General features: G+C 68.0%; 22 protein-coding genes. 7 read left to right on the forward strand and 15 right to left on the reverse strand.

Features of this window, described 5'->3' with window-relative positions; translation table 11 throughout:
* Positions 1–103: 103 nt before the first annotated feature.
* On the forward strand, positions 104–1261 hold the full coding sequence (locus ACWEN0_RS41790; protein WP_451986172.1) for a zinc-binding dehydrogenase: 1158 nt from the start codon (positions 104–106) through the stop codon (positions 1259–1261).
* Here ACWEN0_RS41790 and ACWEN0_RS41795 read toward each other — a convergent pair.
* From ACWEN0_RS41795 to ACWEN0_RS41810, 4 genes are all read right to left on the reverse strand, one after another.
* Positions 1251–1706: a hypothetical protein gene (locus tag ACWEN0_RS41795; RefSeq protein WP_451986174.1), complete on the reverse strand. Its 456-nt coding sequence runs from the start codon at positions 1704–1706 to the stop codon at positions 1251–1253. The genes ACWEN0_RS41790 and ACWEN0_RS41795 overlap by 11 nt on opposite strands.
* Positions 1700–1957 (reverse strand): hypothetical protein, encoded by a 258-nt coding sequence (locus ACWEN0_RS41800; RefSeq protein ID WP_451986176.1) that lies wholly within the window; start codon positions 1955–1957, stop codon positions 1700–1702. Before ACWEN0_RS41800 ends, ACWEN0_RS41795 begins: the two co-directional genes overlap by 7 nt.
* A gap of 404 nt (positions 1958–2361) precedes the next feature.
* A complete protein-coding gene (locus ACWEN0_RS41805; RefSeq protein ID WP_451986178.1) occupies positions 2362–2796 on the reverse strand; it encodes an ATP-binding protein in 435 nt (144 codons plus the stop codon).
* A 193-nt stretch (positions 2797–2989) separates the two neighbouring features.
* A complete protein-coding gene (locus ACWEN0_RS41810; protein ID WP_451986180.1) occupies positions 2990–4426 on the reverse strand; it encodes an alpha/beta hydrolase in 1437 nt (478 codons plus the stop codon).
* Positions 4427–4616: 190 nt separating this feature from the next.
* On the opposite strand from ACWEN0_RS41810, the gene ACWEN0_RS41815 reads away from it, so the two are divergent.
* Positions 4617–5669 (forward strand): sensor histidine kinase, encoded by a 1053-nt coding sequence (locus ACWEN0_RS41815; RefSeq protein ID WP_451986182.1) that lies wholly within the window; start codon positions 4617–4619, stop codon positions 5667–5669.
* Entirely contained in the window at positions 5666–6271 is a 606-nt protein-coding gene (locus tag ACWEN0_RS41820) for a response regulator transcription factor (RefSeq protein ID WP_451986184.1), read from the forward strand. Before ACWEN0_RS41815 ends, ACWEN0_RS41820 begins: the two co-directional genes overlap by 4 nt.
* A 278-nt stretch (positions 6272–6549) precedes the next feature.
* Here the strand turns inward: ACWEN0_RS41820 and ACWEN0_RS41825 are convergent, their stop codons facing one another.
* The 3 genes from ACWEN0_RS41825 to ACWEN0_RS41835 all read right to left on the reverse strand — a co-directional run bounded on the left by ACWEN0_RS41825 (position 6550) and on the right by ACWEN0_RS41835 (position 8207).
* Positions 6550–7500, reverse strand: coding sequence for a hypothetical protein (locus ACWEN0_RS41825; RefSeq protein WP_451986186.1), 951 nt, complete (start codon positions 7498–7500; stop codon positions 6550–6552).
* 11 nt (positions 7501–7511) lie between these two features.
* Positions 7512–7700, reverse strand: a complete 189-nt coding sequence (locus ACWEN0_RS41830; protein WP_451986188.1) for a hypothetical protein — start codon at positions 7698–7700, stop codon at positions 7512–7514.
* A 138-nt stretch (positions 7701–7838) separates the two neighbouring features.
* Positions 7839–8207, reverse strand: coding sequence for a hypothetical protein (locus ACWEN0_RS41835; RefSeq protein ID WP_451986190.1), 369 nt, complete (start codon positions 8205–8207; stop codon positions 7839–7841).
* A gap of 672 nt (positions 8208–8879) precedes the next feature.
* Between ACWEN0_RS41835 and ACWEN0_RS41840 the strand changes: the two genes are divergently transcribed.
* On the forward strand, positions 8880–9452 hold the full coding sequence (locus ACWEN0_RS41840) for an alkaline shock response membrane anchor protein AmaP (protein ID WP_451986192.1): 573 nt from the start codon (positions 8880–8882) through the stop codon (positions 9450–9452).
* A 47-nt stretch (positions 9453–9499) separates the two neighbouring features.
* Here the strand turns inward: ACWEN0_RS41840 and ACWEN0_RS41845 are convergent, their stop codons facing one another.
* Positions 9500–9838: an STAS domain-containing protein gene (locus ACWEN0_RS41845; protein WP_451986194.1), complete on the reverse strand. Its 339-nt coding sequence runs from the start codon at positions 9836–9838 to the stop codon at positions 9500–9502.
* Between the two features lie 222 nt (positions 9839–10060).
* On the opposite strand from ACWEN0_RS41845, the gene ACWEN0_RS41850 reads away from it, so the two are divergent.
* Positions 10061–10315: an STAS domain-containing protein gene (locus tag ACWEN0_RS41850; protein ID WP_451986196.1), complete on the forward strand. Its 255-nt coding sequence runs from the start codon at positions 10061–10063 to the stop codon at positions 10313–10315.
* A gap of 665 nt (positions 10316–10980) precedes the next feature.
* Here the strand turns inward: ACWEN0_RS41850 and ACWEN0_RS41855 are convergent.
* Both ACWEN0_RS41855 and ACWEN0_RS41860 read right to left on the reverse strand, forming a co-directional pair.
* On the reverse strand, positions 10981–11337 hold the full coding sequence (locus ACWEN0_RS41855; RefSeq protein ID WP_451986330.1) for a pentapeptide repeat-containing protein: 357 nt from the start codon (positions 11335–11337) through the stop codon (positions 10981–10983).
* Positions 11338–12069: a pentapeptide repeat-containing protein gene (locus ACWEN0_RS41860; RefSeq protein ID WP_451986198.1), complete on the reverse strand. Its 732-nt coding sequence runs from the start codon at positions 12067–12069 to the stop codon at positions 11338–11340.
* Between the two features lie 1151 nt (positions 12070–13220).
* On the opposite strand from ACWEN0_RS41860, the gene ACWEN0_RS41865 reads away from it, so the two are divergent.
* Positions 13221–13472, forward strand: coding sequence for a hypothetical protein (locus ACWEN0_RS41865; protein WP_451986200.1), 252 nt, complete (start codon positions 13221–13223; stop codon positions 13470–13472).
* Here ACWEN0_RS41865 and ACWEN0_RS41870 read toward each other — a convergent pair.
* The 3 genes from ACWEN0_RS41870 to ACWEN0_RS41880 form a co-directional block, all read right to left on the reverse strand.
* Positions 13423–16176, reverse strand: a complete 2754-nt coding sequence (locus ACWEN0_RS41870; protein ID WP_451986202.1) for a SpoIIE family protein phosphatase — start codon at positions 16174–16176, stop codon at positions 13423–13425. The genes ACWEN0_RS41865 and ACWEN0_RS41870 overlap by 50 nt on opposite strands.
* A 147-nt stretch (positions 16177–16323) precedes the next feature.
* Positions 16324–16593 (reverse strand): hypothetical protein, encoded by a 270-nt coding sequence (locus tag ACWEN0_RS41875; RefSeq protein ID WP_451986204.1) that lies wholly within the window; start codon positions 16591–16593, stop codon positions 16324–16326.
* An 833-nt stretch (positions 16594–17426) separates the two neighbouring features.
* Entirely contained in the window at positions 17427–18353 is a 927-nt protein-coding gene (locus tag ACWEN0_RS41880; protein ID WP_451986206.1) for a helix-turn-helix transcriptional regulator, read from the reverse strand.
* A 209-nt stretch (positions 18354–18562) separates the two neighbouring features.
* On the opposite strand from ACWEN0_RS41880, the gene ACWEN0_RS41885 reads away from it, so the two are divergent.
* On the forward strand, positions 18563–18928 hold the full coding sequence (locus ACWEN0_RS41885) for an STAS domain-containing protein (protein WP_451986208.1): 366 nt from the start codon (positions 18563–18565) through the stop codon (positions 18926–18928).
* Between the two features lie 50 nt (positions 18929–18978).
* On the opposite strand, the gene ACWEN0_RS41890 is transcribed toward ACWEN0_RS41885, so the two are convergent.
* A complete protein-coding gene (locus ACWEN0_RS41890) occupies positions 18979–19464 on the reverse strand; it encodes a MarR family winged helix-turn-helix transcriptional regulator (RefSeq protein ID WP_451986210.1) in 486 nt (161 codons plus the stop codon).
* Between the two features lie 96 nt (positions 19465–19560).
* Entirely contained in the window at positions 19561–20367 is an 807-nt protein-coding gene (locus tag ACWEN0_RS41895; RefSeq protein ID WP_451986212.1) for a response regulator transcription factor, read from the reverse strand.
* Positions 20368–20517 lie beyond the last annotated feature (150 nt).

Consider the following 20517-nt stretch of genomic DNA (forward strand, 5'->3'; position numbering starts at 1 on the left):
ACCCCCCGGATCATGGGTTCGACTGGGGGCGCAAATCATGCCGGGCCTGGTGACCACAGCTCCTTGATCAGGAACTACGAAAACGGTAACGGGGGGCGATGCGGTGACCGGTCCGCAGCTGGGGACCCGCGTCGTCGGAGTCGGAACGGGCGCGTTCGCCGAGTACATGGTGCTGCAGGCGGCTGCAGCGATGCCAGTACCGTCCGGCTGGACGGAGCAGGAGGCGCTGGGCCTGGTGGTGAACTGGCCTACGGCCCTGGCCGCGCTCAAGTCGTTGGGCCGCGTCGCGGCCGGGGAGATCGTCCTGGTCCACGCCGCGGCGGGTGCGACCGGCCAGGCCGCGGTCACGATGGCCAAGCACTACGGCGCGACGGTCATCGCCGCTGCCTCGCGGGGCAAGCACGAGACAGTGGTGGCACTGGGCGCCGACCACGTCCTCGACCCCCGCGACGCCGACATCGCCGCCGAGGTGATGCGACTGACCGGTAGCGCCGGTGCTGACGTCGTGCTGGAGTCGGCCGGCGGCGCCACGTTCGACGCGAGCCCGGCCGCGACCAAGCGGGTCACAGGCCGGGCTCCCCAATCAGCGGCTGCGAGGCGAAAGAACGGCGGTTGCCGGCTGACGCGTCGTTCGGCGACCATGGTGGCCATGTCCGACGAAGCGGCCCACGATCAGCAAAGGCACAGGCCGTCCGGTGTACCTCCGCTGGTCGGTGAGGATCACACCTGCGGCGCGTGTGGAGTCTCGTGTCCGACGCTCACCGTCGAAGCCGCGCGCGCGATCATCGGATCAGTGCCCCGCACGGTGCAGCCCCTCCTAGAGCACACGTCGCCGCAGGACCTCCTATACCGGTCACGGCCGGAACGCTGGTCGGCGAAGGAGTACGTCTTTCACATACGCGATGTGTGCGTCGTTTACACGATCAGGCTGCACCGCGCCCGCACGGAAGATTTGCCCGTTCTCGAGCCGATGCTCAACGACCTGCGTGCGCGACGCTTCCACTACAACGACCGCACCCTTGACGGTGTCTTCGATGAACTGGCGGCGTGCGTTGCCGGGCTGTGCGAGGAGATCGAGCGGTGCACGCGGCCGGGCTGGGAACGCACCGTCACCCGGCTTGCGGGCGAACACCGCACCGCTAGATGGCTGGTCCGCCAAGCCGCGCACGAGGCCATGCATCACCTCGAGGACATCCGTGCCTGCTTGGCCGAAGCGGGCGGGTCGAAACTTGGCATTCGCGACGCTGCGATCAGCCCGTAGCGTGCCGACCGACGGTCAAGAGTGCTGCTCGTAACAGCCGGCTCACCTGGGGTTGAGTCCAGCCGGTGCGGCGTGAGATCTCGATGACCGATTCGTGCTGGACGGTTGCCGCCCAGAGAGCGAGGCGCTGGCGTGGCGGGAGCAATACCAGTTCGTCGAGGAGCACCGCGTCACGGATGGCGGTTTCCAGACCAGGGCCGGCCTCGTTCAGCTGCGCGCGTAGCGCGGTGATCATTCCCGTGCGGTTCAGACACACCCCGACACACACCTGCTGGTTTACGTGCCAGCGAAGCATTTCGCGGCACAATCGCGCGCTGCGCCGCCGCGAGGCGCCGGATCCTCGCGCGATTCGATAGGTGAGCAATAGTACTCGATCTTGTGGTGACACGGTCTTGTCGTTCAGCCATTGCGGAACGCTCGGCGCGGATGGTTTCTGCTTCAGCATGACAGCGACTCCTGCAGGCGAGTGCGAATACCGCCACCGCTGATCCGCCGCGAACCACAGGCCGTGTTCCGCGCGATCGCGATGGTAACGCTTGCGCTCGATTCGCAGGTTTCCGCCATGTGTTCGATCAGAGCGGACCTGTGCTCGGCAGTCATGCCGGGTGCTCTGGGTGCGATGATCCCGTCGGTGACGCGCATGCCAGGGTGTGGCCCGACACCCGAAACCGGAACGAGTTTCACGTCAGTACCCATTCCTCCACCCTCCGGCGGCTCGCCCGCGAACTTTTGCCCGCGTAATACCACCTCGCGAAGTTCTTACACCTCGATCGACCCCAGTAAAGCCAACGGGCCGGCGGTACCGACATTCGCTGCTCGTCCGGCGCCAACGCCCAGCACGCCCGTAAAGTGCGCCGACACCCAGCTCGGCGGCGGTACCCGTCAACGCACGGAGCCCGAACGCCGGTCGTCCGCGTCGTCGGTGTCGCCCCCGATCAGCTCCTGAGCTCGGCGAACCTGTCCTCTGGAGTGGTACTCGCCGGGCGCGCCCGGCGATCAAGTCCGGATAAGTAGAGGCGTTCGAGGCTGTCGTGCCCGCCGCTCCGGCAGCGATTCCCGCGAGAAGGTTCCTCCGTCGGCAGTCAGGTCCGCGCTTGTCGTCATGGCTCGGCCGGGTACACCTCGACAGGCACGAGCGCCCAGACGACCTTGCCGTCCCTGTCGGCTCGCACCCCCCAGTCGAGTGACAGCTGGCCGACCAAGCGGAGTCCGTACCGGCCAGATCCCGGCCGGAGTTCTCGCACCGCGGCGACGTCGGGATCGCGGTCGCTTACCTCGATCAGCAGATTCTTCGCGGCGCGGGTGACGTGCAGTTCACGTGCCGCCGTCGTGTGCAGATAGGCGTTGCCCACCAGTTCGTCGATCACCAGGAGCACGGGACCGAACCGGTCGGTCGGCCGTGCGCCGAACATCAGCGCGTCGACGACGGCTTTCCTGACCTGACGCAGGTCCGGGTGGCCGCTCAGTTCGACAGTGGTGTCCGCAGTCGCGGCGACCCGACGAGTGAGCTGAGTCAGTTCTTCGTCGAAGTTCATTCGTCAAACCGGCCTTCCCTCTACACCTAACCGGTTCGTCTTCGTAGCCGCTTCGGTCTTGGATGGGTCAGCGAGAATGGACTACGGTTTTCGTGATCGACATGATGTCGGCACCCGGCGCCAACAGGGGGCACAGACTTCTGCTCCGATACGCCATTCCCTTCCGAAGCCCGGTGGCATGCCGCCGCCAAGCTCAAGCTCGGCAGATGGTGTCGTGCGTGGGCCACCGGCCTGTGGCGAGGTAGTCGCTCATCGCGTTGTTGGCGCACTGGTTCGCGCCGTTGAGATAGGCCACGTGGCCGCCCTGGTCGGCCGCCACCAGGCGGGCGCGCTCACCGAGCGCGGTGCGGAGGCGGAGCGCTCCAGGCAGCGGGGTGGCCGGGTCGCGGAGATTCTGCAGCATGAGCACAGTGGACGGGCCCCGGTCGGTGACCTGCACCGGCGGCTCGACCGGCGAGGGCCAGAACGCGCACGGTCGTATGTTGGCCGCGTAGGGACCGTACATCGGGTAGCGGACGCGGTCGACCGCGACGTTGCGCTGGTAGGCCCCCACCCCTCGCGGCCACCGTGAGTCACCGCAGACAACCGCAAGGTAGCCTGCCGCGAAGTTGTCGCCGGAACCCGCGTCCACTCCGGCAGCCGCGGGCGCCGTGTTCACGTCAAGCTTGTGCCACAGTGCCGCGAGCGCCGGCAGCGCCGCGTCGGCGCGGAGGGCGGCGGCCGTGATCGTGCGGAATGTGGTGCCGTCGTACCCCGAGACCGGTGTCCGGTCCAGGCGCTCGGCGAGCTCGAAGTACTTCGCCCTTACGGCCGCGGGCGACGCGCCGAGATCGTACTTCGCCGGGGCTGCAGCGGCGAACTTCGCGAAGTCCGGGAACCGGGTTTCGAAGCCGAGGCCCTGGTCGCGCAGCGCGTTGACGTCGTAGCCCTCCGGTCCGAGACTGCTGTCGAGGACGATCCGGTCACTGCGGACCGGGTACAGGCTGGTGTACACTGCGCCGAGGTATGTCCCGTAGGAATCGCCGTAGTACGACAGCTTCGGCTCGCCCAGCGCCGTGCGGATCCGGTCCATGTCGCGCGCGGTGTTCGCGGTGGTCACGAACGGCAGCACCGACGCGGTCTTCGACGTCATGCACTGCCGAGCGACGGTCTCCGCGGCTTCGGCAGCCTTGATGACGTCTTCCGCGCGGTGCGGGAACGGCGGGTTCACGCTCTTCACGCGCTGTTCCGGCGTCATATCGCAGGTCACCGGTGTGCTGTGGCCGATCCCGCGCGGGTCGAACCCGATCACGTCGTAGGCGTCGCGCACCTGCTGCGGCAGTCCCGCGGCCACGAGCGAGACCGGAAAGCCCAGGCCGCCCAGCCCGGGGCCACCTTGGTTGACCAGCAGGACGCCACGTCGCTGCGCGGGGTTCGCGCTGGCGAGTCGCGAGATCGCGACGCTGACTTGTCGCCCGGCCGGGTGCCGGTAGTCCAGGGGGACATCTAGGGTCGCGCACTGCAAGCCCGGCTGGGCGACGTCGGCCGGGCACGGCCCCCACCGCACCTGAGCCCGGTCCGTCGCCGTGGCCGCGGACGCCCCCGACGCCATTGCAGCGGCGGCAAGCGCTGCCGGCAACATCTTCCTCATCGGTTTCTGCACCATGGCTTCACCGCACCACCCCGTAGCCGGCGCAGCCCGTGCCATCTGTCATGGGGCGCGTCCGGCTGCCACTGCTTAGGGTGATCGGGTGAGCACGCGTGATCCAGCCCGCTTCTCTGTGCGGCAGTGGCCGGACTGGAGCTTCTGGAGGGACCGGCGGCGCCGGGTCGTGCCCGTCATGGTGAACGGACTCGCACTGCTCGTGTTGGTCCCCCGGATCGTGACGATCATGGGCGGCACGCACGGCACGGCGCGCACGGTGATCGCACTCGCCGCGACCACCTGCTACGGGGCCGGTTACATCTTTGCACTGTGGGCGGGACCATCGGCACCCCCGCGGCAGCGGGCGGTCATCGTGGCTGCGGTGTTCACGTTCGGCGTCACCCCTGCTCTGCTCTTCGGCTCACCCGAATACCTGACCGACCTGACCTTCGCCGTCGCGAGCAGCCTGATGCTGCTGCCGCTGTGCTACTCGCTTCCGCTCGGGTTTGCCACGGCGGCCAGCCAGCTCGTATGGATGCGAGCCGGGTCAGGGCGGGTGATCTGGAGCCAGGTGGCCGCGCTCGGCGGCGTCACCGCGGCCCTCGGTGTCGTCTTCGCGTTGACCTTCACCGCCGGACACCTGAAGGCTGCTCGCGCGCAGATCCGGCGGATGGCCGTGGACCAGGAACGCGAACGCGTCGCCCGCGAGCTCCACGACATCCTCGGCCACAACCTGTCGACGATGGCCGTCAAACTCGGCCTCGCCCGGCGGATCCTGGAGTCGGCCGCCGACACCGCCCCCGCCCTGGCCGAAGTCCACGACCTCGAGATCCTGTGCCACCAGTCGCTTTCCGACGTCCGTGCCACCGTCTCGGGGTACCGGCAGGTGTCGCTGGCCACTGAGCTTTCAGGCGCCCGGCTCGCCTTGCGAGCCGCGGGAATTCGCGCCGACCTCCCGTCCTCGGTCGAGGACGTCGATCCAGGACTGCACAGCGTTTTCGGCTACGTCGTGAGGGAGGCGGTCACCAACGTGCTCCGCCACTCCAACGCCCGACAATGCCGCATCCGGCTAGGGTCCGGCTGGATCGAGGTGACCGACGATGGCACGGTCACCACCGAACCCACGGCCGGGCATGGCCTCACCGGGTTGACCGAACGGCTGGCCGAGGTCGCGGGCCGACTCGAACACGGCCGTAGTACCCGAGGCGGCTACCGGGTCTTCGCGCACGCCGAGGCAGGGCACCCGTGATCCGTGTTCTGCTGGCCGACGACCAGGCCCTCGTCCGCGGCGCGCTGGCCTCGATGCTCCGACTCGAACCGGACATCGACGTCGTCGCCGAAGTAGGCTCAGGAACCGACGTTCTCCCGGCAGCCCAGCGCACGAGCCCCGACCTCGCCCTCCTCGACGTCCAGATGCCCGGCCGCGACGGACTCGCGGTCACCGCCGAACTCCGGCACGCATTGCCGCAGTGCCGGGTGTTGATCTGCACGACCTTCAGCCGGCCCGGCTACCTCGCTCGCGCGATGTCCGCGGGCGCGGCCGGGTTCGTCGTCAAGGATTCGCGCCCCGAGCAATTGCTCAACGCGATCCGCCGGGTCCACCTCGGGCTGCGGTTCATCGACCCGGCACTCGCCGCGGAGTCCCTCGCCGTCGGCACCAGTCCGCTCACCGACCGCGAAGCCGACGTGCTTCGCGCCACAGCCGAGGGTGGCACGGTCGCCGACATCGCGCGGGCGCTCGGCCTCTCCGCGGGAACGGTCCGCAACCACCTCTCGTCGGCGATCGGCAAGACCGAAGCCCGAACCCGTGCCGAAGCCGCCCGCCTGGCCGAAACCAAGGGCTGGCTCTGAGTCCCCGCAGTGTTCAAGATCGACACGCTACCCGTCAGCGCGCTCAGATAGCTGCACCTTGGCCGATAGCGCGAACTGAACATCCCTTGGACTGGCAGAGCCTGCTCCTCATGCGTGGCAGACGGTGATATCGCCATCGTGCCTGTCCGGAACCCCTTGCCACAGCTGACGATCAAGAACGCACTCGGCTTACGTAGATCGTTTCGGGTTTGCTCATCGCGTTCTTCGTCCAGTCGACGGCGGTGACCGAACTGGCACTGAGGCTCCCGCTGATCTGGTCAAAGGTTTTGGCTGCACAGGCGAAAACCTCCAACCCCTTTGCCTTCGCCGAGTATCCGGGGCATGCTTCCGATGCCACGATATTCGGAGGCCCCGGAAATCATCCGGCCTGACGCGCGGAAAGATGAACGTTGCTCAGATTGCTTCTGTTTCGCGGGAGGGGACGATCGCAACCGGGCAGACAGCTCGCCGGGCCAAGGATCGCGTCCAACGCCAGGACCGCAGGCGCGGAGCGAGCGGCTCGCCGACGTCCAGGAGCGCGGCGTCCGACCTGCGCGAGCAGCGCGCGCACAGGCCCGGTCACGGACCGGAACGAGGTCGAATGGCACGCCCGGATAGCCGGCGAGCACGGCGGCCAGGTCGGTCACCAGGGTGACACGGGCTCCGGTGTGCAGTCCGGCCCGAACGCTGGCGGTGTCCGCCGCGACCAGGCGTGCACGATGCGCACCGAGCTGGCCTGTCGGCGCGCGAACTCGAACGCCAAGTGCAGTGGCTGGCCGCAGGTTGCCGCCGTCTCCGCCCCGACGACCACCGGATGCGGCGGCCGAGGGCACGGCCTGAACCATTGACCACGACAAGGGGGCACCGCGTTCGCGAACGCGGTGCCCCCTTCGGCCCGGACCGACGACCAAGACTGTCGCCTGGACTGCCGTAACCAATTCCGCGAGTGCTGTGGGCGTCGGTTCGAGCACGATGCCTGACACCGGCAGACCGGGATGCTCCGAAGCCACCCCTGCGACCAGCCGGTTGAGATGCAACGCCAACCGGTCGTCGCCGCCTGCAAGTGCTACCGCCGCTTCCGGGTAGCCGATGACGAAGCCGGGAGTCACCGGGTGGGCGACCACCAGTTCGCGACCGCGTCGCCCGGCCTCGCCGGCTGCCCACCGCACCGCCAGCCAGCAAGTACGCGCATCATCGATCTCGACGACGACCGCGCCTGCGGTGAACATGTCTTGCGGAATCATGGGGCCCGCCGAGCCCGGCACCCGACCGCAGCGAGCCAGTCGTAGACAGACTGCCGCAGCCGTCCGGACACGCGGTAAGCGTCCGGCTCGAACAGCGCTATCCCGCCGGACACGATCGACGTCGAGCCGGCGAGCGGGAGCGGAGACGGGCCGCCGGCTCGACGACCGTCGATGTTCGAGCTCACGATGCCGAAGCCTCCTTCCTATGCCCCTTCCCGGCATCCTGGACCGTCTCCGGGTTGTCTGCACCTGACGATTGTCTTGCGAATCGGTCAGCATGACAAACAGTTGACTGATGCAATGTCCGAGTGCGGTTCTGCTCGCTACCAGCGCGAGGCGAGGAACCGAGGATCCGGTTCAGGCAGTGGCTCATGCGGCACCCCGGCAAGCAGGCTCTGCATGGCGGCGAAGTACGGTGGCGCCGCTACAGTGCCACCGAATGCTCCATTACCGCAGCTGCCAAGGTGAACCGGCGGCCCTGGACAGAACGTTCGAGGCTGCGCCCCGTCCGCGAAAACCATCGACGAGACCGCGTAGTCGTTGACGCCGCCGACGAACGTGACCGACTCGCTCTGCTGCGTCGTGCCGGTCTTGCCGATGTCGGGCCGATGCCACCCGGTCACGCGCGCAGCGAGCGCCGACGTTCCGGACACGGTGTCCCGGCTCAGCCCAGCCAGCACGGTGTCGGCCACGCCTTTCCGAGACGCCTCGCTCGCACGGCTGCTGCCGAACTGGCACGTCGCGACCGTGGCGGTCGGTCACCGACACGATCGGGTTCGGTGGACACCAGATCCCGCTGCTCATGAGCGTCGCCGAGACGTTCGCGATTCCAGCGGGCTGACCGGGCTGTTGCCGAGGGAACACGGCTTTGTCGGACGCGAAGTCCGGCTGCAGAGCGATCTGCAGGTCTCCCTTCGCCTTACCGGCCGCATAGGCCTGTTCGTGAGTGTAGGTCTTGCCGGGCATCACGGTGGCGGCATCGAGTCCGCCGCCACCGCAAGGGCCATTGCTATCGAAGATCGGTCCGGCTTTTGCACCTGACAACTGGATGTCGTTTCCGAATGCCAGTGCTGCGGCCTCGTAAGGCTTGTCGCTGCCTTGACGATCGTGAAACTTGACCTTGACGGCACGATCGACCTTCTGCGGTGACGCGTAGGACGACGGCTTGCACGGCACGGGCTCCGCGCGAGTTCGATGGCCAGCCCGACTTCCACGTATAGTGCCGCCCGCGTCCGCACCACGCGGACGACTACTGAGGGGCTCTACGACACCGTCCGCGCGGCGATCGAATGCCGGCTCGCCCGGATCGGTCCGGCCACGATGCCGGCGATCAAGGTCAGGATCAAAGCTCCCAGGAGTACGTCATGAGCAATCTCAACCGTCCCGCCCGGCTCAACCGCACGCTGCTCGGTCTCTGGGGTCTGGTCCTGTTCGCTGCCGGTGGCTTCGTCGTCGTCACGCACCTCGGGATGCTCGCCCTACTCGATTCAGCCGCGCCGTCGACCGCGGGGACCGCTCTTCCGCCGACCTGGGTCTGGTACGCCGTCGCGGCGGCCGCCGTCGTCCTCGGGTTGCTTCTGCCGCGTTGGCTGGCGGCGCAGCTGGCTCGCAAGCCGAAGACACAGACCTGGCGGTTCGAAAGGGACCCCGCCGGCGGTCGTACCGAGCTTGCCGCCGGGGCCGCCGTCGCGCCGTTCATGGTCGAGGTCGAGACCTATCCGGGTGTCCACGCCGCGCATGCGACACTCGCCGGCGGACGCGACGCCCCGGTGCTGGTCCTGGTGTTGACTGCCGAGCAGGAGGGCGACATCTCGGAGATCCGGCACCTGCTCGAAACCCACAGCCTGCCACGGCTGCAGCAAGCGCTCGATCTCGAGGTCCTGGTGGTCACGATCGAATTCCGGTTCAGCGCCAACGGGGGAGCTCGAACTCGCTGACACGCGCCATCAGAAGCCGGCCTCGTGATTCTCCGGGGCCAACCGTGTCAGAGGAGGTCGAGAACGCCTTTGAGCCCCGTGATCTCCAGCAACTTCCGCAGGTGGGGCGACGGACGCACCTGGATCTGAATGCCCTGCTCGTCGCAGTCGAGTTGGAGTCGGACCAGCGCCTCGAGACCGGTCGAGCCGCAAAACCCGACCTCGGTCAGATCGAGTACAACCATCGAGGGGCGCATGGCGACCGCGGCGCGGAACTGCGCCAGGACCAGGGCGCGAGTGTCGAGGTCCATCGCACCGCGAAGGTGAAGCATCAGTATCCCGGCTTCGGGGGTGCAAGACCGGATTTCCAGTAGATCGCCAATCTGCGCATGCTCTTCGGTTCCCATGTGACGGTCCTCGTGCAGGTGCGGGCGGATACGGACAGTGTTCACGCTAGGTGGTGGACTCGCTCGACAGTTGCGCGGTCGCCCCGTCGGCCATGTCATCGGCGGAAAGATCGAGCGAAGGGTCCGATTCTGCGCCACCACGTAACTCGTCACCGGCGTGGTCGCCGGAACAAGGGGACGATGGGGCAGGGGTCAAGCTCGAGACTTTCGGCGCCGTTGAGGGTGATCACCCGGCTGGCCGGTCCGGACGAGATGACGATCACCGCGTCAGGCGCGATCGATGTCATCAACATCAGCATGTTGGACGACGAGTTCGTCCGGGCCATGACTCTGAGGCCGTCGGCCATCGTTGTCGACCTCGATGGCGTCACGTTCTGTGATTCGACGGGCTTCAGCTCGCTGGCCAAGCTGAACAGCGGATGCTCGACGTCGGAAATCACCTCGACGATCGCCGAAGACAATCCCGAACGGCGCTGACGAGCCCCCTAAGGTCCGGGTGCGGCAGTCGTGAAGCGGTTCCGGCCGAGCCAGCCGACGGCTCTCCTGATCGATTCGCGGCTCTCGGCCAACCGGATCACACAGTCCTCCACTGCTTCGCGCCAAGACAGGTGACCGAGCCACACGCCGGCCAGTGCCGACAGGGTGCACTGGAACCTCACCGCCATGGCTACTCGCGGATCCGTGGCCGTGGCCGTGGCCGATGTACCGTCTGGGGTGAGCACGAGCCACCACCAGTGTGGTGGCGGCGTCTCGCTGAACTGCAGGTGGAGCGCCACTCGTTCCGGCGGCAGCCGGGCACAGTCGATGCCCCGGCGGATGTCGAGCAGCAACAGTTGCGGCTTGAGGTCGGCACCTCAGGGTGGCGGCATCCAGAGGCGGCCCCACACACCCAGCCGCTCGATCACCGGCGCGAAGCATGCCCCGCAGCTGTCAGCTCGAAACGAGTGTTCCCGGCCGATGCCTCAAACGCTACCTCGCCCGCGAGTTCTACCGGGTCATCACCGCGCCTGATCCACAAGCTGCGCCAGCACACCACGCTGCTTGACAAACAATAGGGGCATCGAGACCTACCTGGCGGTGGCCGAGTCCTTATTCAGCGGTCCCTCGATGCCACCAGGCCCGGTGACACCACCCCCCCCGGATCATGGAAGCAACTGGGGGCGCAAGTCATGCCGGGCCTGGTGACCACAACTCCCTGTTGGGAGCCAAGAAAAAGGTAACGGGGGGCAGCACTTCGTGTCGGCCGCGCGCAGGTGCCGGGCGACCGGGCACCAGGTCCAGGCGCCGATGATCAGGACGAAGGGTCTGGACATGACGTGCTGCCTGCCGGAGGTGTACAAAAGCTCAGCAACCACGTGAAGCGCCCACCAGTGGGACGTCAATGCCAACCGCGCAGCCAGACTGGCTCGCGATATCCCGGTGAGGTTCGCGCCGCTCAGGTTGGTTTCCTTGAAGCGCGTTCTGTCGATCAATGCGGAGTTCAGGTTCGCTCCTTGCAGCTAAGCGCTCTCAAGGTTGGCCTCGGGGAGATTTGCCTCGTTGAGGCCGGCTCCGTGGAGTTCTGTCCTGACGATAGTGGCCCGCTCAAGATCAGTCTGGGCGAAACACGCGTTGCCGAACTCGGCGTCTGTCAGGTCGGTGCCAGTCATGGTGGCCAGGCTAAAATTCGCCTGCCGTATCTCTGAGTGCCGGACTTCGCTCATGCGAAACAGGCCGTTCGTGGCCTTGACCAGCCTTGCGTTGGTCAGGCTCGCGGAGCTCAGATCGGTCCCTCTGAGGTCTGCCCGGCTCAGGGTGGCTCCGTCGAAAATGGCTCCGGCCAGGTTGGCGTAGAACAGCGAGACCTGCGGGAGGCAGGTGTTGTGCAGGTCGATCGGGTCGACATCATGGGTGGCGTCCCTGCGTCCGATGACCGTCACCGCCGCTTGGATGTCGGCGTCAGGTGACCGGTCCTCGTTGCACGGCGAAACCGGTGCGTGTTCGCGGATGAACGCGGTAAGCACCTCCATGACGGTGGCATGGTCACGTTCTGAGTCGCGTGCGATCCGTTCGAGCGCGAAGATGCCACCCAACCGGATCTCCAGGCTGTTCTGGGCGCCCAGCTGGGTGATGGCGTTGGTGAACCGTTCGGTGAACTGGCCTTGCTCGGTGATCCGTACTTGGTCACGGGTCGTCTGCAGGGACAGCGCGGTGAAGATCAACGCGCCGATCGCGGCGACTCCGGTGAGCAAGCCAGGAATGTGGCTGAGATACCAATTTTGCTTGTCGCGCCCGATTTTCCGGACCGGCCCACGTCTCCTGGCTGGTGGCCTTAGGGCAAGACTGGGGCGTGGGCGCGGCGACTGCACCAGTCCCTGACTGTGCAGATCCCTGTCGTGCGAGGGCATGGCGTCATCGTGGCGTGCGCGCAGTGCGTTTCAGATACGACGGGAGGCCACGATCGTATGATTTTAGTCTGTGTTCTTAAGGCGGTCGAATCAGTTCAGGCAGCTGCTCGGCGAACGTCGTCTTCGCACAGGCAGAGTCGTCGCAGAACAAGCGGCGGACCCGCAGCCGGATCAACCCCTCACGAGCGGACGAGGCGGGTGTCGGACAGTTGCCGCTCGTAGCGGCTGTGCACGCTGCCAGGCACCGTTCCGCAGCCCGAACATGCAGCCGTTGGTGCGACGGTCTCGCCGGCGATCCGCGTGACGCCGCCCGTGGCCGACACCGCCTTCACTCGCAGCGAAGCCAAATGCGGCCACAGGACCCGGACCAGATCAAGATCAACGCACCTGCAGCATGATCGCCCACCCGCCGAGGGTCCAGACACCGGGGTCTATCGCGGATAGCGTGCCAGAACCCAGATTCAACCGCCGTTGACCGCGAACCGCAAGCGGCAGAAGTTAGTGGTCGCGACAGTCGTGCCCGTTCGCCGGACTCGCAAGACACGACCTCTCGATGACGGCACCTCGCGGTCGAGACATAGCCGGTGAAAGTACCTCGGCTCGCCTTCGGCGGCGCGCCGATCGATCATCCACTACCCAACGGCTCGAGCGCGGGCTGATAGCCGGGGTGATCGTCGCAACGGATGGTGTGCGGATCTGGAGAAGGCCGATTGCAAGGGGTCGGCGCATCACGGAGAATCTCGAATTCGAGAATAAATGGACCCGAGCGTCGTGTGTCGACTAAGTCGACCACCTGGCGCCGGGCCGACAAAAGCCCAGGTGGACGACAGGCTTCGGGTGACAATTTTCCGACGCGTCCGGCGGGGGGAACGGTTTTTGCTTCGGAGACGTTCGAACGTCGAATATTTCCGGTTCCACGCTCCGCCTGCTGGCCTGTGCGGTTCCTCTCGTGTCGCTATTGTGGCGAACACGGACATTCACGAGGAGAACTACCTATGTCGGACGCTCTTTTTCCCGAACCGGTCATGCCGAAGCCGGAGGCCGCCGCGCTGCGCCGGGAACGCAATCGCTGGCTGCGGCGCGAAGCGAATTTGGTGCTGGGTGCTGCCGGACCGGACCGGACGGCGACTCGGGAAGCGCGCACCGCGCACCTGGTGCTCACCTACGCGCTGGCTGTCGTCGAGCGACGGCCGGCGGTCATCGGCTCGTTCGCCGACCTGACCGGCCGCGCCGACCCCCAGGTTTGACGTCTTGTTCAGGCTCGTCTGCTCCGCGGCGGCCGGTCGCCGGGACGGGCGCGTAGCGCAGGCAGACCACGGCGATGTCGTCCCGGGCGGGCAGTTCGCCGACGAGCGTGTCCAGGAGGCCGTCGCAGAGTTCGCCGGGGTCCCGGCCGGCGTGCCGGGTCGCAGCCGAGACCAGCGCGGCGAGTGCCTCGTCCGGTGGTCTCCGGCGCTGTTCGATCAGCCCGTCGGTGTAGCATACCAGCGCCGAGCCGGGCAGCAGGGTCAGCTCCGTGTGCGGCCGGCCTGCCTTCGGCGGTAAGCACAGCAGCGGCGAGCGGCCCTGCTCGAGGAGGGCCACCGTGCCGTCCGGGGTGATCAGCACGGGCGGCGGGTGGCCGGCCACCGCGAACCGGAGCCGGCCGTCGGCGGGATCGAAGTCGGCCACCAGCGCGGACGCGTGCTCGGCGCCGGCGGTGCGGGCGGCGACCCGGTCCAGCCGGTCCAGCACGGCCGCGGGGTCGAGCTCGGCGAGGATCAGCGCGGTCGCCGCGCTGCGCATCTGCCCCATCGCGGCGGCGGCCGGCAGTCCGTGCCCCACGACGTCCCCGATGGTGATCACGACGCGGCCGTCCGGGTGGGTGACGACGTCGTACCAGTCACCGCCGATCGCGAGGTTCCGCTGGCTGGGCCGGTACCGGGCGGCGATCCCGACGTCGCGGACGGCAGGCAGCCGCCGCGGTAGCAGGCTGGTCTGCAGCGTCAACGCGATCGACCGTTCCCGCTCGGCACTGCCCGCGGCCTGCAGAACCAGAACGGCGCGGGTGGCGATGTCGTTCGCCAGCGCGAGGTCGCCGGCGGCGAACGGCCGGTCCGCGTCGGTCCGGCCGAGCAGGAGTGCGCCACGCACCCGGCCCTCCCCGGACATCGGCACCCCGATGAGCGGGGCCGCTCCCGCCCGCCTGGTCGCGGCGGAGTCCGGGAGACAGCCGCCGGCCGGCGTCGGTGTGACCAACGCCCGGCCGGTGGCCAGCACGGTTGCCAGGGCGGTGATGCCCGCCTCGCCGGCATTCATGACGTCCTCACACGCCGCGCGGCCGACCGGAGAGCGATGAGCGCAAGCCACGACGGGAGCGTCGTCTTCGCCGTCGCCGAACTCGATGACGGCGAAGTCCGCGAGGACCGGAACCAGGGTGCCGACGAGCCTGTGCGCACGTTCGGCGACGGCGCCCGGTGCGCTGACCGCCGCCACCACCTCGACGAGCAGCCGCTGCTGCCACGCTCGGTGCTCGGCCCGGCCACGCAACGCCTGTTCGGCCTCGTAGAGCTGGACCCGCTGGACGGCTTGCGCGGTCTGCGCGGCCATGGTCAGCAGCACCGTGCGCTGCTCCTCGACCCAGACCCGGGTTCCGCGGAAGTACAGGCCCACGAACCCGAACGGCTCACCCGAGGTGCGCAGCGGCAGAATCGCGGCGCCGCCTCGGGATGCCGACCCGCCCGGGGGCGGGTGGTCAGCGGCGGCGTAGTGCGGTTCGCCGGTGCGCCCTGTTTCCGCTTCACAGGTCACCGCAGAGGCCGAGACCACGGTTTCGGTCGTCGTTCCGGACCGGTTGTGGGTCCACACTCGCAGCCCGCCGCCGTCGGCGACTACGCCGATCGCTGCCGCGGACAGCACGTCACCGAACTCTTCGACCTCCACGAACACGGCGGCGACCTGGGCGATGTCGGTGGTGGCCCCCAGCGCATCGGCCACCGTGTGCAGCAGGCTCGCTCGTTCGCGTGCGGCGTGCTCGGTCTCCAGCACCGACTGGGCGTGCCGCCGCTGTTCCTCGGCCGAGGTGGCGTCGCGCACCGCCGTTTCCCGTTCGTCGACCGTCACCGCGATCACCAGCAACAGGGCGAGCAGCATCTGCAGGTGCACCAGCCCCGACTCCGGGCCGGTACCGATCCTCGCCCACGGGCCCCGGCCGACCGCGGTGGCTGTGGTGGCCACGACGGCGATCACGACCCCGCTGGCGGTCACGGCGCGCAGGCCCCACCGCAGGGCCACCCAGATCAGGGCCAACGCCCCGGCGTAGCCGGCCACGACGAGGTCCGCAAAGAACACGAGCACCGCGAACCCGCCCATCACGACGGCGGCCCCGATGTGCCCGGGCCACCTCCGGCGGGCGGCGGCGGGCCGGTCGCCGGCCCACGCCAGCATCGTCGTCCCGACGACCAGGACTCCCAGAGCGTCCCCAAGCCACCACCGAGCGGCGACCGTCCACCAGGCCTGATCGCCGTCACCGAGGAGTACCGCGGTGGTCGCCCCGGCTGCCGCACCCACGACCGGGGCGGCGAGCACGGCGGCGACCACGAATCTCGTCAGGCCGCGCCACGTGCCGACCCGGACCCCGCCCGGCCGGAACCGGCCCAGCAGAGCCGCACCGCACCACGGTTCTAGGGTGTTCGCCGCCGCGAACCCGGTGGCGGCGAGCGGCGCCAGCCCCTCGCCCAGATCCACGACGAGCTCCGCCGCGGCGATGCTCGCGCACACCGCGGGCCAGGCGCGGCGGGGCAACAGGCACAGCGCCGCGACGGTCAGTCCCGCCGACGGGAAGAAGGTCGGTCCCGCTCCGGTCGCATCCAGCACGGCGAACGCCAGCTGGGACCCGGCCACGTAACCACCACCGACGACGAGGCACTGGAGCGCGAGCCCGCCCCTTCGCCGCGTCCACGCCTCACGCACCACACCCTCCCCGCCCGCCGCCTGCGGTGAACACCCCACGCCACATCGGACACCTTCGCCCGCGAACCGACTACACCCGGCAGGGACCGAGCGGCCGGGATGGCAACCACCTGCACGGGAACACGCGGCCCGCGGCGCCTGAGGCTGCTATGGCTCGCGCCGGTCTGTCCGACGGCCGGCACGCTCATCGCCGCCGCGCGGGTCGCTTCGGCCCGGGCTGGCGCAGCTATTGCCCGCTACGTCCTTCTGTGCCTGCACGACGGCGACGCACTGGGGGTCGCCGTCGCGGTGGGAGAACCCGGACAGCGGCGCGAGCAACGGGTGTAACTCGTCATGGTGGTGTCGGACGATGTAGTCGGCGTCTACGCCGATCGGGTACCAGCAGCGCTCGCACAGCATGATCTCGTGTTCGTCCATGCCGCCAAGTCCAATCCCGGCCATCGCGCTGCCGGCGGCCTGCGGGGAGGGCCGCCGGCAGCAGTTTCTGGATCCGTCGCCGGGGGAAGGGAGGGGCGGCCGACCCCGGCCGACCGAAGCAGTGTGTCATCTCGGCCCGGCTCGCCGGAGCCGCCGAACAGCGCAGAATGTTCCGGAGAATTTCGATATCCGAATATGGCCCCCACCGAGCGGAATTCCGGGTTTCGCGTCCGGTTCCGGGAGCCTGCATCAGGCGGCTCCGTGGGATCGTAACCAGGACGCCAGGTCGGGGCCGCCGAGCGCTTGCCGACGAGAAGGGGCCTCATCGACCGGCTCGTCGCGGGGCCGCCGCGTACAGGTGGATTGTCGCCTTGAACAGCAGATTCAGTCGGAAGGCTCAGCTGCGAAGCCGGAGGGCGGCGACGACCCGGCGTGATCTTCCGTCTGCGACTGCCGGCGTTTCCGGTCGTCCGCTTCCGCCGTGCGCCGAGACGATGCCGTTCCGGATTCGGCACTCGATACTTGCCGCGGCCGACGGGTCTCGGGCGGATCAACGTCGGTCTCGTTCGGCTTCTGACCGACACTATCCACCTGGCTTCTCCGCCGCAGCGACGAGCCCGATGATGCCAAGCTGCGCCACCCGGTCCGGGAGGCGCTGCACGGGTCCCTGCCGGAAGGCATTTGTTCTCGCCATCACGAACCCGCTGGCTGCCTCGTCGCTGGGGCTGAGCGTCGGCCTTCCGGTCCGGATGACAATGCTGTATCGCGAGCCCGGCGGAGATCGCGGGCGAGGTTTGAACTGTGCCGGAAACGGCTCCTGCGCGATGACCAGCTCAACGGTTGAGCGTGCGCGACGGTGGCTGTCCGTATGCGGCGCGGTAAGCGGCGGCGAAGTTGCCGGCACCAGGAAAGCCCCAGCGAGCGGCGATGCTGGTGACGGTGTCGTTGTGAGTAGCGGTGAGCAGGTCATGGTGCGCGTGATCGAGACGGACGCGGCGCAGGTAGGCCATGGGGGTCGTGTCGAGGTGGCGGCGGAAGGCAAGCTGGATCGCGCGGACGGTGACGCATGCGGCGCCGGCGATGTCAGTGACGGTGAGGTCAAGATGGGGGTGGGCTTCGATGAAAGCGACTCCTCGGCGCAGGGTGTCGGGGTGGGCGTCGCGGCGGTCTGCGACGGTGGGCTCGATGATGGCGGTGTTGGGGAAGGCGGCGAGGGTGGCCGCGGCGAGCAGCCGGGCGCACTGGGCGGTGACCAGCGGGTTGCGTGGGGTGTCGGGGTCGGCGACGGTGTGGTGGACGAAGGCGTAGGTGCGCCACCATCGGCGGCCGGCGGTAGGCGAGTAGGGGCGGTGGGCCAGGAGCCGGACCGGCGGGTGTTCGGCGCCGGTGATCTGGTCGAAGAGCTGGGGTGGGATCAGGGCGTAGTCGACGTCGAGATCGTGTTGGGTGGCATGGAAGGGTGCGTCGGGTTGGACGGTGAGCAGGACGTCGCCGCGGCGCCAGAGGTGTTCGTCGCGGCCTTGCTGGTAGCGGACGTGCCCGTTGCGGACGTGGGCGATGGCGACGGCGCCCAATGGTTCGGCGATCGCGTCGAGGTCCATGCGAAGGGTCATCCGGTCCAGCCGGATTTGGTCCACGTGGTGCTGGACGATGCGCAGGCTGTGCCGGGTTCCGGGCACACTGAGGCGCATCGCGGAGTACAGGTCATTGAACAGGGTGCTCGCGACGTCCGGATCCGTGGTCTCGAATATGTCGGCCACGACACACTCCTCTCTGCCATCGACTCATCAGTCCTGCGGCGCCGTGGCGCGGTGTCGGACCCGGGATGTCGCGCGCTTCGCTTTTCAGGGCATGTGGTTCGCTTTCTGAGTGTCGTGAACACTTGGCCGTCTGGTGAGCTTGCGTCCAGGAGTCTGTGAACCGCCGAAGTAGCGGAAAGAACCCGGCTGGCCCAGTCCACGGAGGCGACATGCCACACGATGACATTCCCGCGGCGGCGGCCAGTCCGGCCGAGCTCATTACCTGCCTCTTCAACGATCATGAACGCCCGGCATGGCTCACGGTTCGGGGCGAGATCGATGTCAGTACCGTCGGCGAGCTCGATGCCGCGCTGCGGCGCTCGAGCGCCGCAGCGGCTGGCCTCGTGATCGATTTGCGTGCGGCGACCGTGTGCAGTGCTGTCGGTATCCGAGTCCTGTGCCGGTACCGGGACGCAATCACCGCCGTGCTGGTTGCCCCGCGTGGGAGTGTGCACCGCGTCTTGACCTTGCCGGTGATCGCTGAGATTCACGAGCTGCCGATCATGACCGACAGCGGGAGCGGCCCTTATCCATAGCCGCGCCCCGCGCAGACGGGCCAGATTCCGGGAACGCGCCCACGAAGCGGTCACGGTTCCGCCGTCCGGCGACTCGCGGTCCATACGTTGAGCGCATCGGCGATCGCAGCAGGTTGCCCGGCCCAGTCGTGTAGGGTCCGCGCGATATTGGCCAGGACGAGGGTGAACTCTCGGATGTGTTCCGGCTTCGCTTGCTCGACGGATGAGTACACGTCTTCGCTGAAGACAGCGAACATGGCTTCGATGGCGGCGCGCCCGGCCGGGGTCAGAACCACCAGCACACTGCGCCGATCGGTCGGATGGCGTTCACGGCGGCTAAGTCCCGCGAGTTCCAGGCGATCGAGGAGCGCGGTCACGCTGGCCGAGGCGATGCCCAAACGTTTGACCAGCGCGGTGGGCGGTAACCGTCCCTGGTGCAGCAGTTCACCCAGTACTGCAGCCTCGGGAACGCCCACGCCGATGGCCGACGCCATCGCCCGGCGGTAGGCGTCGGTGGCCACGATCACTGCTCGCAGTTGCTCGGCAAGCCGTTCCATGTCAGGCACCCACAATGAACATCGGGGGAAGAATCTAGATTACCTACATTCTAGGCCATCTAACCATGGATGGAAATGGCGTAATTTTCTCGCGGCTCAGGGAAGTGATTCCGCCTGATCGATGGCGTCGCCGCCGCCGCGAAGCGGGTTCGTTCGGCCCGAGACCGAACCAGTTGCGGCGAACGGCGAGCGATCGTTGTTCGAGCCCCACAACGCCGAACCCGGTGGCGAGGCGCTGAGGATGCGGAGACGGAACGCTCGGGTGACTGCGTGAACGCGATCATGGGCACTGAGTCGATGGAGAATATGGCGCACGTGGGTGCGTACGGTCTCGATGCTTACGAACAGCGCCGTGGCGATCTCGGCGTTCGTGCAGCCCTCCGCGACAAGGACCAGTACCTCCCGCTGACGTGCGGTGAGCAGGCCGTGGCCGCTGCGGCCGCGGCGGTGCAGCAGCGGCTGCAGTCTCGGGTCGAGAAATTCACCTTGCCTCCCGATGTGCTCGACGGCTTGGTGGAACACGACGAACGGGCTGTCGTCGGCGATCAAGCCGCGAACTCCGGCAGCGTGTTGCATTTCCAGGTACCAGCGCTGTCGGCTTGTTCTTTCCACGATGACCAGAACGCCGAGATCGGGTCTCTGTGCCAACGATTCCCGTACCAGCTTGCCGTCGACATCGACACTGCTGAGCAACACGAGAACATCGACCGGGGATGCAATGATGGCGTGCGCCAATTCCGTCCTGTCGGCCGCGACCGTGCAGTGTGCGTCCGGCATCGGCGAAAAGATCGATCTCAGTCCCTGTCGCGATATCGGGTCCCTCTCGGCGATGACCAGGTGAAGAAACGAGCTGCGCCGGGCTTGAGGATGGAGGGCGATCAGCGCAGGGGGTCCGAGATCCACGTCAGCCTGACTGTCCGAGTGGCGGGGGTGTCGATGCGGTGGATGCCGCCGAGTTCGTCGGTGACGGTGTGCAAGGCGGTGAGCGTGGCTGGGTCGTCCTCGGGAGTCGGTGCCAAGCCGCGGTAGCTGACGGTGAGCGCGAGTTGCTGT

The sequence above is a fragment of the Amycolatopsis sp. NPDC004378 genome (genome assembly GCF_053602455.1).

Excerpts from the sequence above, each read along its gene's own strand:
- ACWEN0_RS41795 (WP_451986174.1), bottom strand. The coding sequence starts at position 1,706 with ATGCTGAAGCAGAAACCATCCGCGCCGAGCGTTCCGCAATGGCTGAAC.
- ACWEN0_RS41875 (WP_451986204.1), bottom strand. The coding sequence starts at position 16,593 with ATGGACGAACACGAGATCATGCTGTGCGAGCGCTGCTGGTACCCGATC.
- ACWEN0_RS41885 (WP_451986208.1), top strand. The coding sequence starts at position 18,563 with ATGCCACACGATGACATTCCCGCGGCGGCGGCCAGTCCGGCCGAGCTC.
- ACWEN0_RS41865 (WP_451986200.1), top strand. The coding sequence starts at position 13,221 with ATGTCGGACGCTCTTTTTCCCGAACCGGTCATGCCGAAGCCGGAGGCC.
- ACWEN0_RS41890 (WP_451986210.1), bottom strand. The coding sequence starts at position 19,464 with ATGGAACGGCTTGCCGAGCAACTGCGAGCAGTGATCGTGGCCACCGAC.
- ACWEN0_RS41800 (WP_451986176.1), bottom strand. The coding sequence starts at position 1,957 with ATGGGTACTGACGTGAAACTCGTTCCGGTTTCGGGTGTCGGGCCACAC.
- ACWEN0_RS41825 (WP_451986186.1), bottom strand. The coding sequence starts at position 7,500 with ATGTTCACCGCAGGCGCGGTCGTCGTCGAGATCGATGATGCGCGTACT.
- ACWEN0_RS41815 (WP_451986182.1), top strand. The coding sequence starts at position 4,617 with ATGGTGAACGGACTCGCACTGCTCGTGTTGGTCCCCCGGATCGTGACG.
- ACWEN0_RS41805 (WP_451986178.1), bottom strand. The coding sequence starts at position 2,796 with ATGAACTTCGACGAAGAACTGACTCAGCTCACTCGTCGGGTCGCCGCG.
- ACWEN0_RS41840 (WP_451986192.1), top strand. The coding sequence starts at position 8,880 with ATGAGCAATCTCAACCGTCCCGCCCGGCTCAACCGCACGCTGCTCGGT.
- ACWEN0_RS41845 (WP_451986194.1), bottom strand. The coding sequence starts at position 9,838 with ATGGGAACCGAAGAGCATGCGCAGATTGGCGATCTACTGGAAATCCGG.
- ACWEN0_RS41810 (WP_451986180.1), bottom strand. The coding sequence starts at position 4,426 with ATGAGGAAGATGTTGCCGGCAGCGCTTGCCGCCGCTGCAATGGCGTCG.